Origin of the sequence: Mucilaginibacter limnophilus, assembly GCF_004005815.1 — a bacterium.
Classification (GTDB): domain Bacteria; phylum Bacteroidota; class Bacteroidia; order Sphingobacteriales; family Sphingobacteriaceae; genus Mucilaginibacter; species Mucilaginibacter limnophilus.
This window is the reverse complement of record NZ_SACK01000001.1, coordinates 770774-787468: the sequence shown is the minus strand read 5'-3', so window position 1 is coordinate 787468 and position 16695 is coordinate 770774. Positions and strand designations below refer to the sequence as shown.

The following is a 16695-nucleotide window of genomic DNA, read 5'->3' as shown; positions in this document are numbered from 1 at the left end:
ATATGAGAAAAACATATAGTGTACTATTACTGATATTGATGGTGGTGACATCCTTCCGTTGTAAGGCACAAGATGTTGACGCGGATAGCCTTATCAGGATACTTAAAAAAGAAATAGCAAATAAAAAAAGCTACGACCTGCAAAAAGAGCGATCCATCAATCAGTTGAAGACAAAAATTCAACATTTACAACGTTCTGAATTTTCATCCAGGTTCAATACCTACCTCCGCATTTTTGAGTTGTATAAATCCTTCAAATTCGATTCGGCATTTGTTTATGCAAACCGTATGATAAAAATTTCAGAGGAACACAAACAAAGCGAGAAGGTAGTACAAAGCAATATACTTTTAGGCTTTACCCTGCTTAACTCGGGTTTTTATAAAGAAGCTTTTGACATTGTTGAACGATTGGATAAAACGCGAATGCCTCACTACTTGAGGTCAGAGTACCTTATCTTACGTTCCCGGCTTTATTCGGGCATTGCCGAGTATAACAATGATGCTTATTTTACCAAAATATACTATAAACAGTCAGAGGTCGACTTTAAAAATGCAGAGACAGTTGTTCCGGCAAATGAATTTGAGCAGACAATAAGCAAAGCTTTTCTGCCGCCGTCAAACCGGGATAAAAAATTAACGCCGCGCTATTATTACAATTACATACTGAACCACAATCTGGGCGCGCATGGTATCGCAATGGCTTCTACTCGGCTTAGTTTTGCATATACAGGTGATAATAAGCTATTTTTTTTGGCGCTTGCGGCTATAAATGATATTCGTTCGGCCACTAAGGAAACGCTCGCTATATACTTACTTGGCCAGGAACTGTATGAACAGGAAAAAACAGAAGATGCCTACTATTTTATGCAGGAAGCTTCAGATAACGCGAAGTTTTACGGCTCACGCAACAGGCAGGTGCAAATAGAATCTGTATTGCCGCTGATATCAACCAAATTGCTGGCAGAAAAACAACATAATATGGACAGGTTTTTAAACATCGCTTTAATATTATTACTGATTGCGCTGGTGCTGTTCTTTCTGCTGTTTGTTTACCGTGGCCAGTTGCTTCGCATAAAAGCGAATGAACTGCTAATTAAAGATCAAAATAATAAACTTCAACAGATTAATGAAAAACTATGGGAGTCGGCCCGTATAAAGGAAGAGTTGATAGGGCTTTTTTTAAAATCTTGTTCATCATACATTGAAATGCTTGATGGTGTAAAACGTAAAGTTATAAAGGCAATCAAATCTGAAAAATATGCTGACCTCAAATTCTTTGCTGAAGGCTTGCACATTGAAGAGGAAAAAGAAAAATTATATGAAACGCTGGATAAGGCATTTCTTAAAATGTTCCCAAACTTTGTAAATTCTTTTAACGCTTTGCTTAAAAAGGAAGATCAGATATGGCCTAAATCCACACAGGCACTAAATGCGACATTAAGGATTTTCGCGCTAATGCGCCTTGGGATTGATGAACTTAAAATTGTAGCCAAAATATTGGGATACAGTGAAAGCACTATATATACGTATAAATTCAGGATTAAATCAAAATCAGTAATCTCAACTCACGATTTCGATAGAAAAATCATGGAGATTAAATTTAACGATAATGTTGAATAACTGGTTGTTAAGTTTTCATTAAGATAATGCATTATTAGCTATGTAAAAATGTCATATTAAGGCTGTTTAACCTGCTTCAAACAAAACGCTTCTTGAGAACTTAAGAAGCGTTTTGTTTTAGTGATCACTCGCACCGTTTATAATGATTTACAAATAAATATTGCCGGATTATACATTCAATATCAGAAACAATAAAATAGCCTGCAGCTATATAGTGTATAACATCTTACTTTAACCAATTTATTACTGACGATTTAACATTTCTGGAATTAATACCAATATGAATAATAAAGTCGCCGCCTTCTCTAAGCGCTATAGGTTAGGTATGGGTTTCGGCTTAATATGACCTATAATATATGCCTCACATTAGTAAGGTGCACCCTCTCTGTTCGGTAGACGGCGCCGGAAACAGTTCATTATACCAGGACTCGAACACGAATGCGTTACGCCCTGGTGACATAACCTTCGCTTTACTGTCTCAGCAGCTCTAAACCGTTTTTATTCATCCTATCGCCAGTCTTTCTACCGACCTGTTAATAAATAGACAGGTGACTATCAGGCAGGATACAGATATTTTTGAAAAAAATAAAAGAAATAATTAAATGAAACGTAGTTTAGACATGTATAAACCATAACCAATGCGTAAAGTACTAATTATGGCCTGTGTAGCGGCATGCACTTACACGGCAAGGGCTCAGCGTGTAGAAATGCCGCAGGCCAAATTCTGCATAGGCAACCAGGCCGCATGGAGCGATCCAAGGTTTAACGACTCCTCATGGCAGGACCTTAAAACCAACACCTTTTGGGAAAAACAAGGTGTTGATCACAACGGCTACGCCTGGTACCGTTTCCACGTCAGACTGCCTTCGTCACTAAAAACCAGATCGGCACTAAAAGATTCGTTACTGCTAAACCTTGCCTATGTTGATGATTGTGATGAAGTATATTTCAATGGCAAAAAGATTGGTCAGACCGGTCGTTTTCCCGAGGACAAGGGCGGTTACTCAACCGCATACGCTAATAAACGTGGCTATCACCTGGCCTTAAAAGATCTGACTATAAATTGGGATAGGGAAAACGTTATTGCTGTAAAGGTATATGATGGTAATGGCGACGGCGGTATAGGCAACGGCACACCTTACGTTACCATACTTGATTATATTGACAATATGGCCATCAACACGAATAACAGCTTTACCTTTGCCGCAGCGAATGTGCGTAAAGAGCTAAAGGTGACCAACAACAATGATACGCTTGTAAAAGGCTTGTTCACAGTGAACGCTAAGGACGAGCAGACCGGTAAAAACGTTTACTCGAAACAATACAACATAAGCATTGCGCCTAAAGCCAACGCCACCATTTTAATTGATATTGCAGGGAAACCGGGTACTACGCTTACCTATATATTTGCTGAACAAAAAACCGGCAAAAGCATAATGGCTATTGAGCAGTCACCCTATATACTTACCCCAAGGCCACAGGAAACGCCGCGTATAAACGGCGCGCAAATAACAGGTGTAAGGCCAAATTCTCCACTGATCTACAAAATAGCCGCAACAGGTAAAAAACCGTTGACTTACTCCGCCACTCAACTACCCGATGGCTTGAAACTGGATTCCGCCACAGGTATTATCACCGGTTCGATAGCCAAAGCAGGTGACTACCCGGTAAACATCAGCGTAAAAAACACATTGGGTACCACCAGCCGTACAATGACCATTAAAGTTGGCGATATGCTGGCCTTGACCCCGGCCATGGGTTGGAACAGTTGGAACTGCTGGGGTACATCAGTAACGGCTGAAAAGGTTAAAAGCTCAGCGCAAGCCCTGATCGATAAAGGACTGATAGACCACGGCTGGACATACATCAACGTTGATGATGCCTGGGAAGCATCCGCCCGCTCTGCCGACGGTACTATAGTAACCAATGAGAAATTCCCAGACATGAAAGCGCTGGGCGACTGGCTGCATAGCCATGGCTTAAAATTTGGTATTTATTCATCACCGGGAAGGCTGACCTGCGGCGGTTACTTAGGATCGCTTGGACATGAGTTGCAGGATGCCGAAACTTATAACAAATGGGGTGTTGATTACCTGAAACACGACTGGTGCTCATACAGCGAAGTGGCGGGCAGCGATACCTCGCTCGAAACCTTTATGAAACCTTATCGTGTTATGCAAAAGGCCTTACGCGCGCAACCCCGTGATATCTACTACAGCCTTTGCCAGTATGGTATGAAGGATGTATGGAAATGGGGGCCACAGGTTGATGCTAACAGCTGGCGCACTACCGGCGACATTACTGATACCTGGGAAAGCCTGCACGACATTGGTTTCCGCCAGTACAAACTATCGGAATACGCCCGCCCCGGTCGCTGGAACGACCCTGATATGCTTATTGTTGGCAAAGTAGGCTGGAGCGGGAATTTACGTAACACCCGTTTAACACCCGATGAACAATACACCCATATCAGCTTATGGAGCCTGCTGGCTTCCCCCTTGCTGATAGGTTGCGATATTAGTCAAATCGATGATTTTACCCTTAACTTGCTTACAAATGATGAGGTGATAGCTGTTAACCAGGATACACTGGGCAAACAGGCCCGCCGTGTGTTGGCCAAAAATGAGTACGAAGTTTATGTTAAGGAACTCGCCGATGGCAGCAAGGCCGTAGGCTTGTTTAATCTTGCCGATAAATACCGCACCATCTCAGTAAAACCGTCCGAGATCAGTCTGAGCCCATCAGCACAAGTACGTGACATATGGCGACAAAAGGATCTCGGCAAAATTGCCGAAGGGCTTACTTACAAACTTCCACCACACGGCGTAATGCTGATCAAGGTAAAGAGTAATTAATAACAACTTTTTCTTACCTTATCACGAAACGCCGCTTTTGAAAGGTGTTTTCACTGGGTGAGTGAAACGCCTTATAACCGATAAGTTAAGGGTTATTTTCAATACTTTATTGAATTGGCCACTCATGAATTAATATAAATTAAATGAAGTCTTTTAATTTAATTGTAGTCGTAGTTATCATCCTGAATAATTTTCAGCACAACCAAATACGCCGTTTTTTTCTTCCACCTTGCTATTAACCAGCTGATAAAGCTTGAAATGAATATGTCATTGTTTTCCGGGCCGCTTCGCAAGGCTAAAACCTTCTTTTGATAAGACGGTTCATAGACGACGTCGGGCTTTAGCAAGTATCTTTCAACCAGACTCAAAAACACCAGCACACGTTCTTCTGAAGTTTTAAGCAAATATTTCCTGTACCTCCGGCGAAAGCTGACCAGACGGGACATGGCAAGCTCAATATTAGAGAATTGTGCCTGTACCAGAATTTCCATCAGGTTTTTTCGAATAGTCCAGAGCATACCCAGTTTCTTCTCGTACCAAGCATCTGTTCGGGTTAACAGCGTCAACTGTTTTAAACTGTCCCGGTTATCACAAAGGGCTAAAAACATAGCCAAACATATGCGTATATCTTCTACGTCTTCAGTCTTAGATGAAGGTTTGGAAACAGCCAGCGACTCCCGCAATAGTGCAACTGCCTTATCAGCATAACCTGTAAAGAACTGATTAAGAGCTGAGAGTAACTGGTATCGCAAATAAAACACGATATGATAACGACTATCAGACATCATCAACTCCATCATCTCTTCCAGTAAAGACGTACTCTTTGCAAAATCTTTCTGCCGTAAATAAAAGTTTGCCAAAAAGTACAAAATAGAGATATGATAAAAGAGGTAAGTTTTCTTTGGGTTAGTCTGCCGTGGTTTAAACTGATTTGTACGGTCGATATAACGTTCTATCAAGCTGTAATCATGTTGTATAGCGGCATATTCATTGGCAATAAAAAGTATTTGATAAAACGATTTATAAGTCATCAGGTCTTGCACCGAAATTTTGTATTTCCTTATCGTAGTCAGCATTAGGGCGTTTAAATTAACAACTTTGCCTTGCAGATGAATTTGCTGCAATTGTTGCCTTAAAAAGGCGTAAGCCATATTGAGCTTGGCTTCGCGCTGCATGTCTGATTGGTTACGCTGGAAGCGTGTAGTTAAGGCTTCAAAATCTTCGGCTTCCGGCAAATGAGCATATTGCAGCTTTAACAGTAAAAGCTCATTCAATAAATTAAATTGCTCTAAATTTTCGGCCAGTCGTTCTGCTTTATCCAGGCATTTTAAACCCACCTTCACTACATCGTTTTCTAACAGGAAACGTCCTACTATCACTAATCGTAGCGCATCATAGGTGTCCGACTGATTTCTTTCAAATGTTTTCTGTGATAAGAAGTGCAGGAGGTTATCCTGCAACCTTTTGCGTAAAGCATGGTAAGCATCCCTGTTTTTTTCTGAATGATAGAGCTTATCTAAGCCAATGATATCGTCAGTTTCTATTAAATCCAGTAACTGTAAATTCTTGACGTCACTACGTTTGTTTTTGCGTTGCAGAAACTGTCTGAAAAGTTTTTTATCATTATTATCAAGCAAGTTGATTAACTCTGAAAGTGGATCCATGAGATATAATAATACCTATAAAGGTAATATTATCATAAATTATATCGTCAGTAATTGGCACAATCTGCATTTTACAAGTCTGTTTTAGATCGCAAATTTGCTTCCATATTAATCATTAAAACAAAAACAACATGGAACCGCTACAACACAAAACAGACGAAAATTTATCTTTCACCAAACATGGCGAGAACGGTAGAAATCCTTTTAAACCCACTGCTGCGTTTATAGGGGCATCTTGGTTTGCCTTGTTAACAGGAACAGTAGCCTATTGCATTGGCTTATGGAACGCCAGTATGCAGCTGAACGAAAAAGGGTATTACTTCACCATTTTATTGTTTGGACTATTTGCAGTGATCTCGGTACAAAAAACTGTAAGGGACCGAGCCGAAGGACTTGCAGTGACTGACCTCTATTACGGCCTAAGCTGGTTTGCCACTATAGCTTCAATGATTTTGTTAACGATTGGCCTTTGGAATGCAGACATTGCCAGAAGTGAGAAAGGCTTTTATGCTATGGCCTTTTGTCTTAGTATGTTCTCGGCCATTGCTGTGCAAAAAAATACCCGCGACGCAAAGTTGATTGGAGATAAAGATATGTAACGTAGCGGTTGCTTCCCCGCGGCGCCTTGCCTTGCAAGTCTGCGGGGTTTTTATGCGTTATTATTTTTAAGCTGTGCTTGTCGGTTAATGTAAACCATTCATTTTCTCAGTCGATAAAAAAGGTCAACATTTTATAAAACCGTTCATCAAATCCAAACGAACTAACCGATTCAATCATAATCTCTCTGGTTTCTTTATGCAAGGGATTGATCAGCACATTCTGAGAAAATTGACCGGACCTACATATAACGTTTACGACATTTACAATGATATAACAACCACACTCACCAATTATGTGACCCTTAACGCCTCTGTGATTTCTACTATCAATGTGCCTTCGCCTTTTCCCTGCGCGCTGGTCGGGAGCCTCGTACGCCAGGCTGCCAGTTCCTGATCTCCTGGTAAAAGGCAGGTTCTTCAGCCATATTGTGGTCTGTGAATTGTTTCAATGTGTCTTTGAGCTTATAAACAAACAGGCGAATCGACGCCCACCAGGCAGCATATAAAAATCTTTCCATAGAAAAAATTTTATAAGCAGAACAGCAGACGTTACAACGACAGAACAATAGTCGGCAGAAGGCGTTTGATGTCGACAAAGGAAGTTTCATGGCTGATTTATTAAACGCTGTCATGGCCGCCGGCTTTGTTCAGCAGCGCTAACCGCTTTTTGTCGACAAAAACCGGTCCCTATCTTCTGGATTTGCGCATGTTTGATGTCCTTCAGATTTTTGCATCCGTCAATCATTAACAACATATACATATGAAAGAAAACCTGACTGAAGCCGTCAACACAATTTACCGTGAGTATCACGGCGGTTATTACAAAACCCTTATCTCACCTGCACAAACCAACGGCGCGCTGGCAATGATGGAAATGGTTTTGCCGCAAGGCGCGGAACCGCCAATGCATATGCATGCGCACGAAGACGAGACATTTTACCTGATTGAAGGCGAAATGGAATTTATAATAGGTGGCCAGACCCTTGCAGCCCGGCCTGGCGAAGCCATTTTTGCGGCACGCGGCATCCCGCATTTGTTCAAACTACTGAGCCCTCAGGTGCGTTTTATCACACTGCTTACTCCCGGTAAGCTGTGGGAATATTTCCAGGAGTTTAGTACGCCGACGGTGGGTGAACCAATGATAAGACCATTGCCAGGACCACCGCCTCAGGACTACCTTGATTACCTGGTTAACCGGATGACGAATGCCTATGGCATTACTTTTACTGCTGCCGCCCGCGTATCGTAGGCAAAGGGATATAATTACGGTTTAACAAACGACGTGCAGGGTGCCGTGTTGGTTCTCAGTGGTCAATCAATCGTCTGACCTGAACCGCTTGTGGCAATCCGCTTTATAGTTCCTTCCGATGGGGATCTCTTTGCCCTGGATCTGCACATAGTTAGGGTGAAAGCATTCAATCTTATCCAGCGGCACGATAAAAGACCGGTGAATACGCACAAAAGCATCCAGCGGAAGCAGCTTTTCAATGACGCTGATCTTATGCTTTGACATTAGGCTGCGGTCTTTCAGCACCACCTTGATATAGTCTTTTACGCTCTCAATCCAGTAGATATCCGAGGTTTCGACCTTACTGGTCCGCCGCTCCGTCTTGAGGTAAAGATAGTGCGACACTTTTTCCGCAACCTCGGCAACCGGGGTAACCGTTGCCACTTCAGGCGTCCCCCGGAAAGCGGTCATTACCTTATTCATTGCTTTCAGGAAGCGGTCAAACGGGACCGGCTTCATCAGGTAGTCAATGGCGTTCAGTTCGAAGCCGTCCAACGCGTATTCCTGGAAGGCCGTAGTAAAGATCACACGGGGCGGTTCGTGCAAACTGCGCATCAGGTCGGTGCCGGTCAGCCCGGGCATTTTTATGTCCAGGAACAACAGGTCGATCTTTTGTGATTGCAGTATCTTAAAGGCTTTAATAGCCGTGGCGCAGCGATCCACTACTTCTATCTCCGGAAAATTGGCCAGGTAGCCATCGATCACTTCGATGGCATGCGGCTCGTCGTCAATTATCAGGGTTCTTATCGTCATCGTTCAGGTTCAATTGAAGTATGGCAATATATACATCAGCCTCATCACACAGCTCCAGCGAGAAACGTTTCGGATAAAGCAGATCCAAACGTTTCTGCAAGTTAGCCAGCCCAACATTTTCGAAAGCCTGTTTATTGGATACAGTTTTCGCCTTACTATTACTTACTTTCAACAAAAGTTGATCGGACTTGATTTGAAGTTCGATATTGATCCAGGGTGCGTCTACTGTTTCGCTTACCCCGTGTTTAAAAGCATTCTCTATTAATGGCAGCATCAGCAATGGCGTCACCTTTTGCTGTCGGGCATCACCGTTGATGTTGAAGTTCAGGTCAAGCCTTTCCTCATACCGGATCTTTTCTAGCGCGACATAGCTTTGCAATATCTCCACGTCCCGTTTCAGCATCACCTGCGCGGTGTTACATTCGTACAGCATATAACGCAGGATATTGGACAGGCCCAGGATCACCTGCGGGGTTTGTTTCGACTGCCCGAGCGACAGAGCATAGAGATTATTCAGGGTATTGAACAAAAAATGCGGATGAATTTGACCTTTTAAAAAGCTCAGTTCAGCCTGCAAAGCCGCCTGCCGCCGCTCGTACCACATTTTAATGAATTTCATTGAAATGCCGATCCAAACGATCACATTGCTACGTTCCGCAGCGTTCACAAAATCAGCAGGCCGGCTTAACTGTTGCCAGAAATTACCATCCAGTTTTTTCCAGGTGAAGGCTGGATCCATCGCCAAATAATACCGGTAAATGTAAGGGTCAGAGATAGTAATCTCGTTTATCCGGTAAAGCACGGCGGCGCCAAACCCAACAGCCAGGAGGGTCATCCCGGTAAATACATATCGTTGATGGAAAAAATTTGGCGCGATGCCATATACCACGGTGTAGAAATAGATCATGTGCACCGGGATGAGCATTAGGATTACGACAATGCCCAGGCGGTAACTATCAAATGCAATACCGTAGATCAGCGTCAGCAGTAAAACGCTGCATAACCAGAAGGCAATATGGGCAACCGGGAATTTCTTCATAACACCTGTGCTAAAATAATGCTTTCACCGAAAAACACAGCTAGCCGTCGACAAACGGTGGCATCTGTCGATAAACAACCGTTGAACCCGTTGGTCGCCGCGAACTGTCCTCTATCAGGGAAAAGTGCTGTCTGTCTGTCCGCCTTCAAATTAGCTTTTTGCTGGATTAGGTTTATGCATAATTAAAGGGGCTCAACTTCTGGGCAGGCCATGAGAGCGGCTGTACCAGGATCTCTTTATAAGATCAGTTTAGTTAATGGCGGCCTGTTTCAGCGAGTGAAACGGGCCGCCGCTTTAACTGCTCTTTCTACGGCTCGTACTGCTGTACATCAGCCACGATCTTCCAGCGATTTTTTTGTAACTGCCAGATGCGCACGAAATACCCACATATTTTACCCGCCGTCCCGGTTAAATGTCCGAACTGATAATATAACTGGCGTTGGGGGTCAAATCCCTCCTGATAGTGCCGGTAATCAAAAACAGGCTGCCTGCCCCGGGCGCAATATGCCAGATAGCCCACTGCGGAAGTATGAAAAGGTTGATCGGGCCGGAGTACAAGCACCGCATCATTCAGATATTTCTGGTAAGCCGACAGCGGTTTCCGGACAAGCGCGTTTTGGAATAAGCGAAATGTTTTGGGTTTTCCTTTACCTTTATTTACCCAGTTTAGTTGGCCGTGTTGTACAGTGTCGGCCAATACGGGTGTGATATCCGCCAGTTTTACCGGCACAGCTGTGGAATGGTTGACCCCGCCGTCGAAAAATACCTTTAACCGTCCTTCCAGGTCCGTTTTCCAGATAGAAAAATAATAGCCCGATAATACAGGAAATGTCCTGCGGTCGGCATAGTAATGATACGGCCCCGACGTGAAGCCGAAAGTGCCTGCCTGATTAGTTCGCGCATAAGCCGGCTGCCAGAACAGCGCTTCGGTTGTCTCGGGGCTTACCTGAGCATAAAACTTTCGTCCATTTACAAACTGACCTGCATTGACTACAATACCTGCGGAATCCAGGTGCTCTAGAAAAGCAGCTTTTATCCCTTCTGCGAGGGCGTGTGATGCGAACTGCTTTTCGGCAGCAATAAACGGAATGGTCATTGACTGCGCGCGCACAGCTACAACCAGCGCCAGTATGGAAATAAGTGATCCCAGGCGACGCAAATAACTAATCAGGGGATTTTTCATCTTTTTGTAACAATGCTAAGCCTCCACCTTATAAATTCCTAAGCGGATCGACTTACAGCCGCCTTTATCGACGAAAGCCATATATCCAAACCGTAGTACCCAGCCGCCTGTATTTCCCGTGTCGGGAGATTAACTACCACATCCATCAAATTGACGGCTATATGTCGATAAATATCGAATCACGAACGACCAACCGGCGTCTGACGCGACCAAATTCAATATCACCTGAATTATGCACTTCAACATTCAATCTGGTTTTCGGTCGACAGAACGAGTCGTTCAACGACAACGATTTTAGCTATTAAATTTCCTCATGATTTTCAGGGCCTACAGTAAATAAATTATTAATCACAAGTACATGAAACAGAAATTACTATTGGTCATGGTGATGCTGTTCTGGTGTTTTAACCGGCTGCAGGCGCAGTCGGTGATAACCGGAACGGTCACGGGAGAAGATGGGGCAAACATACCGGGCGCTACCATTTCAGTAAAAGGTACAGCCAACGGCACGCAAGCGGACGCCAACGGGAGGTTCCATATCAAGGCCTCGGGCGATGCCGTATTGATCGTCAGCTTCCTTGGCTTTGTTAAACAAGAATTGCCGGTAAACGGGCGGACGATTATCAACATTGTCCTCCAACAGGACAACAAACAGTTGCAGGAGGTTGTTGTGACGGCACTTGGTGTGTCAAGGGAGAAAAAGGCGGTGGGATATGCGACAACATCCGTCAATAGCGCGGAAATCAACCGCGCCGCGCCGCTTAATTTAGCCGCGGGCCTGCAGGGAAAAGTCGCCGGGGTTGATATTTCGGTCACATCAGGCAGCCCCGGCGGTTCCAGTAAAGTAATCCTGCGGGGTTTCTCGTCCGTAACAGGTAATAACCAGCCATTGTATGTGGTTGACGGTGTCCCCGTGAACAACAGCCGGCCAGGCAGCACCGCGCCATTAAGAACCGCTGGTGACTTGGGCGAAAGCTTCGACTTCGGAAACGCGGTGAATGACATTGATCCCAACAACATTGAAAACATCAGTATCTTAAAGGGCGCGGCCGCCACATCTTTGTATGGTTCGCGAGGTTCCGCCGGTGTGATTCTGATCACGACAAAAAAAGGCAAGGCCGGCGATTTTAAAGTTGATTTTACCTCGGCAGCGTCATTCACGAATGTTTCTTTCGTTCCCTACCTGCAGGATGTCTGGGGTGGCGGCTGGGGCAAGCTGGATTATATTAATGAAAACGGCAGTTGGGGGCCTAAAATGGATGGAATGGTGCGTGGCTACGGTTCATTCGTAGACGGCACGCAGTTGCAGAAAGAATTCGCGCCGGTTAAAAACCGTTTTAAAGATGCATTCGATACGGGGGCGGAATACATCAGCACCATTGCGTTCAGCGGCGGTAACGAGTCCTCTGCTTTCCGTGTTTCCTATGGTAATACCAATAGCAATGGTATCCTGCCCACATCCAATGATACTTACCGCCGGAATGTCATCAGTCTCAACGGCAGTACGAAATTCAAAAGGCTTACCGCAAGCGCTTCTCTGAACTATATCAACAAAAATTCCCGTTACCCACTTACAGGTGGCGACCAAAGCGGTATCGGGGCAGCTTTTTATGACCAGATAATTCAAATACCGGTCAACATGCCTATCGCACCAATGAAAGATTACAAAAATATCAGGTATAATATAGACAATTATTTTACTTCGTTTGCCGAAAACCCTTATTACTCTATTAACGAAAATGGGTCACATCTGGTTAACGACCGTCTTTTTGGAAATATCGACCTGAAATTGAAAGTCGCCAAATGGCTGGACCTACAGTTTCAGCAGGGTTTTGATGTCAGCAGCCTGACCACGAAAGTCTGGTTCAATAAAAATGAGCCTTCGCCGGGTAGCTGGACCGATGGCGGAAATGATGAAGGTGAAAAGAAAGCGCCCTATGTGGGTAGCGTAACGGAAGGTGCTGAAGGTAACTTCGAGTACGATAGTAAGCTGAACGCGATCTTCAGTAAACGGATCAGCGGTGACTTTGACCTGAACGGCCTGTTAGGCGTGAACTATAATGACCGCGGTGGAAATACGCTATATTCAAAAGTGGAAGACCTTTCCGTTCCGGGATTTTTCGAATTAAGTAACTCAGGCAACCAGCCGGTCACCACACAATACGATTTTCATCGTCGCTTATATGCGGTATACGGCTCGGCAACCATAGGCTATAGGAGCTGGACCTACCTGACCGTAAATGCGCGGAACGACTGGAGCTCCACCTTACCGAAGGCGAACAGAAGCTACTTTTACCCGTCAGCCAACCTGGCTGTGATTTTGTCGGATGCTTTTGACCTATCAAAATCAAAAATCAGCTTATTCAAAGTGCGAGCCAGTTGGGGGCGCACGGGCAATGATACCGATCCCTACCGAATTTTTAACACATTAAGTACAACAGGAGTGGTTCTCAGCGGTACCGCCCTGGGTGGTGTAATCCAGTTCCCGTACCAGGGGATCGCCGGGACAACCATTACCGATCAGTTGAATAATGCTAACCTGCGGCCAGAGATCAGTTCTGAGACCGAATTTGGCACCGAAATGCGCTTTTTTGACAACCGGTTTGGGTTCGACCTGGCTGTTTATAATAAAGAGACTAAAGACCAGATTTTACCGGTCGTGACAGCCCCTTCTACCGGCTACAGCCGAAGGATCGTCAATTTCGGGCGTATACGCAACCGGGGTATAGAGCTGGCGGTTAACGGAACACCAGTTAAAACTGATCAATTCAACTGGACTGTTGGCTATACATTTACGAGAAACCGCAACAAGGTTCTGGAGCTACCAAATGGTCTCAGTAAGATCGTTATCTCAGGTGCTTACGAAGCACAATATGTGGCCAAGGTTGGTCAGCCGCTGGGCGTTTACGAGGCGCCTGGCATGAAATACGACCCACAAGGCAGGGTGATCACCGCAAATGGCTACCCGGTTGCACAGGATGGCCAAAACTACGGCAGTTCCCAGCGTGACTTTACTATGGGGCTGACCAACGCATTCAGTTTTAAAGATTTTACCCTTGGGTTTACGTTGGATTATCGTAAAGGCGGCGTGTTTTATTCCGGAACCGCCGATCTGACCAACTTCGTCGGGAATGGCTACGTTACGCTGTTCAACGACCGCCGGAACTTTATCGTCCCTAACTCGGTGGTTGAGGTGAAAGATGCGGCAGGAAATATTACATACCAGGAAAATACAATCCCGGTGACTGAAGGCGGTTTTTATGATTACTGGTATCATAGCAACGGCAAAGCGGTGACCAACGCCAATACCATCATTGACAAAACTTTCCTTAAACTACGCGATGTAACACTAACCTATAACCTGCCAAAAAAGCTGCTTTCCAAACGGAAGATTGCAAACACCTCGATTACTTTATACGGACGTAATTTACTAACCTACCTGCCTGCTAAAAATCAATACATCGACCCCGAGGTGTCAAATTTCGGCAATGACCTAAGGAGTGAGTTCGGCGAGTTCAGAACCGGTCCGGCCACCCGTAACATCGGCGTCAAACTGGCCATGACTTTTTAATAAACATAGTATGAAAAAGAACAGAATCAAACATATCATCATTACTCTGGGCGCCTGCAGCCTCGCCGTGACCGGCTGCCAGAAGCTGGATATCAACATCAACCCGAACAACCTTTCAGAACAGGATGCCGCCATGGAGTCGCTGTTCCCCTCGGCAGTAATGTCCACCGTAGGACGCATTGACGGCGATTATGCCATTGTCGGCGGCATGTGGGCGCAGTTTTGGGCGCAGGCTTCCAGCTCAAGTCAATACCGCGACCTGGACTCCTATAATATCTCCAGCAATACCGGCTACGTCAACAACTCTTACAGTGAACTTAATACAGGCGCCCTGCTTGACCTTACCACCATCATCACGAAGGCCCGTGAGAAACATGACTGGCGTTTCTATTTGATGGCGACCACATTAAGAGCATATATTTATCAAGTGCTGGTGGACCTTTATGACAAAGTGCCTTACAGCGAGGCTATGCAGGGCAGTAAATACCTACAGCCAAAGTTTGATGATGGTTATGCTATCTACAAATCGTTATTGACAGAGTTGGACGACGCATTGGCAAAAGATTTCACCAGCGTGCCATTTTCAGCAAGCCAGATCAAAGTAGACCTGATCTTCGGTGATAAAGGCGCCGCTGATTTTGAAACTGAAATGGCCAATTGGAAAAAACTGGCCAATACACTGAAACTAAAAATGTACCTGCGCATGGTCAACGTCAAACCCAATGAAGCAGAAGCGGGCGTCAGCACGTTGCTGAATTCCGACACTGAGTTTCTGACGGTTCCCGCCGGCGTCAGCACCTTCCAGGATGTGCCCAACGGCAGCAATCCATTTTATGAACTGAATGTCCGCCGATTGAATACGCAGACCAACCTCCGCGGGAGCAGGACATTAGGCAGTTTTCTGAAGGCGAACAATGACCCGCGGATCATTGCGTACTTTGGTTCGGCCGATCCTAAATTAATGCACCAGGGTGATTTCCGAAACAACTCTGTGGAAGCCCAGCAATCAGCCGTCGCTGTACAGAAAGCAACCGATCCGGCCTGGCTGTTTGCCCTGCCCGAAGTTTACTTTTTGAGGGCCGAGGCCGATGTACGTTATAACAATAGCACCAACGCCGAAAGCTTGTACCGGCAGGGTGTTGTAGAAGCATTCGTAGAACGCGGTTTTACCGAAGCTGAGGCCAACACCTTACTCAGCGGACCTTATGCCTTCCCAACTGCAGGAACTCCGGAGCAACAAATAGAGGCCATTATTGTGCAGAAATGGGTATCACTTTTCGGACCGCATGCCATCGAAGCATTTTTCGAGAAGAACAGGACAGGGTATCCAAGGACCAGTACAGTATATTCAACTGACCCCGACTACGTGCCTGGCAGACTGGTCATCGTTCCGCAGACTGTGATCGGCCAGACCCTGCCCAAACGATTTGTTTTCCCAGACTTCGAACGTTCCCGTAATACAAATACGCCGGCTGAGGTGCCTTTAAGCACGCCGGTTTGGTGGGCAAAATAATAATCAACACAATGATAAAATTAAAAATGAATTATAGACAGATAACCCTTCCGGCAGCCATCTTTCTGCTGCTGATGATCACCGTGACCGCTTGCCGCAAAGTGCCGGAGCGCACAGGTACAAGCGTTGAAAAATTAGCGGGCAAATGGTATGTCCGCGTCGACAATCTACCTAAAAGATATGCAATCAACACCTATAATACGGCGGCAAATACTCCCGACCAGTTCTGGTTGGAGACCGCAGCGCTTCGCGATCTGACCGTCAGCGCCACCGAGAACATCGGTGTTAAGGGAAAAGTTCCGGTCCAACTTTCCGCCCAAACGTTCTCAGGAACCGGACTGGCCAATACGTTGACGGCCACACTTACTAACATTCCTACATTTGACATTTTGAATGGCAAAGTGATTACCAACGGTACGGTCGGTATTAAATCACGTACACCGGCCGATTCTATCTATTTTGAAGTGAAGGCGAAAGGCAAGACCTTTAAAGTTTCAGGCTTTCACGCAACAGGCTTTATCGTCGACGAACCTTAAACACGAATCATTAATTCGCTAATCCATAAAAAGCTGGCACTGCCGGCTTTTTATGGATTAGCGAATTCCTAAAAT

General features: G+C 45.1%; 12 protein-coding genes. 7 read left to right on the top strand and 5 right to left on the bottom strand.

What is annotated here, in order from left to right; all coding sequences use genetic code 11:
• Positions 1-2: 2 nt before the first annotated feature.
• Positions 3-1619 carry a DUF6377 domain-containing protein gene (locus tag EOD41_RS03330; protein ID WP_127703345.1) on the top strand — a complete coding sequence of 539 codons (1617 nt, stop codon included), beginning with the start codon at positions 3-5 and terminating at the stop codon, positions 1617-1619.
• 638 nt (positions 1620-2257) lie between these two features.
• Positions 2258-4474: a putative Ig domain-containing protein gene (locus tag EOD41_RS03325; protein ID WP_205780481.1), complete on the top strand. Its 2217-nt coding sequence runs from the start codon at positions 2258-2260 to the stop codon at positions 4472-4474.
• Positions 4475-4632: 158 nt separating this feature from the next.
• On the opposite strand, the gene EOD41_RS03320 is transcribed toward EOD41_RS03325, so the two are convergent.
• Positions 4633-6138, bottom strand: coding sequence for a hypothetical protein (locus EOD41_RS03320; RefSeq protein ID WP_127703344.1), 1506 nt, complete (start codon positions 6136-6138; stop codon positions 4633-4635).
• Positions 6139-6269: 131 nt separating this feature from the next.
• On the opposite strand from EOD41_RS03320, the gene yiaA reads away from it, so the two are divergent.
• Positions 6270-6737 carry an inner membrane protein YiaA gene (gene yiaA / locus EOD41_RS03315; RefSeq protein ID WP_127703343.1) on the top strand — a complete coding sequence of 156 codons (468 nt, stop codon included), beginning with the start codon at positions 6270-6272 and terminating at the stop codon, positions 6735-6737.
• Positions 6738-7063: 326 nt separating this feature from the next.
• On the opposite strand, the gene EOD41_RS21150 is transcribed toward yiaA, so the two are convergent.
• Complete coding sequence (locus EOD41_RS21150) at positions 7064-7186, bottom strand: hypothetical protein (RefSeq protein WP_262707642.1); 123 nt, start codon at positions 7184-7186, stop codon at positions 7064-7066.
• 311 nt (positions 7187-7497) lie between these two features.
• Between EOD41_RS21150 and EOD41_RS03310 the strand changes: the two genes are divergently transcribed.
• Entirely contained in the window at positions 7498-7986 is a 489-nt protein-coding gene (locus EOD41_RS03310; protein ID WP_127703342.1) for a cupin domain-containing protein, read from the top strand.
• Positions 7987-8052: 66 nt separating this feature from the next.
• On the opposite strand, the gene EOD41_RS03305 is transcribed toward EOD41_RS03310, so the two are convergent.
• The 3 genes from EOD41_RS03305 to EOD41_RS03295 all read right to left on the bottom strand — a co-directional run bounded on the left by EOD41_RS03305 (position 8053) and on the right by EOD41_RS03295 (position 11000).
• Complete coding sequence (locus EOD41_RS03305; RefSeq protein WP_127703341.1) at positions 8053-8778, bottom strand: LytR/AlgR family response regulator transcription factor; 726 nt, start codon at positions 8776-8778, stop codon at positions 8053-8055.
• Positions 8753-9817, bottom strand: a complete 1065-nt coding sequence (locus EOD41_RS03300; protein ID WP_127703340.1) for a sensor histidine kinase — start codon at positions 9815-9817, stop codon at positions 8753-8755. The genes EOD41_RS03305 and EOD41_RS03300 overlap by 26 nt, the downstream gene beginning before the upstream one ends.
• A gap of 307 nt (positions 9818-10124) precedes the next feature.
• Positions 10125-11000 carry a hypothetical protein gene (locus tag EOD41_RS03295; RefSeq protein ID WP_127703339.1) on the bottom strand — a complete coding sequence of 292 codons (876 nt, stop codon included), beginning with the start codon at positions 10998-11000 and terminating at the stop codon, positions 10125-10127.
• Between the two features lie 358 nt (positions 11001-11358).
• On the opposite strand from EOD41_RS03295, the gene EOD41_RS03290 reads away from it, so the two are divergent.
• Genes EOD41_RS03290 through EOD41_RS03280 form a run of 3 tightly spaced genes read left to right on the top strand, consistent with a single transcriptional unit; the run spans position 11359 to position 16620 of the window.
• Positions 11359-14571, top strand: a complete 3213-nt coding sequence (locus EOD41_RS03290; RefSeq protein ID WP_127703338.1) for a SusC/RagA family TonB-linked outer membrane protein — start codon at positions 11359-11361, stop codon at positions 14569-14571.
• Positions 14572-14581: 10 nt separating this feature from the next.
• Positions 14582-16084 carry a SusD/RagB family nutrient-binding outer membrane lipoprotein gene (locus EOD41_RS03285; RefSeq protein WP_127703337.1) on the top strand — a complete coding sequence of 501 codons (1503 nt, stop codon included), beginning with the start codon at positions 14582-14584 and terminating at the stop codon, positions 16082-16084.
• An 11-nt stretch (positions 16085-16095) separates the two neighbouring features.
• On the top strand, positions 16096-16620 hold the full coding sequence (locus EOD41_RS03280; RefSeq protein ID WP_127703336.1) for a lipid-binding protein: 525 nt from the start codon (positions 16096-16098) through the stop codon (positions 16618-16620).
• Positions 16621-16695: the final 75 nt, after the last annotated feature.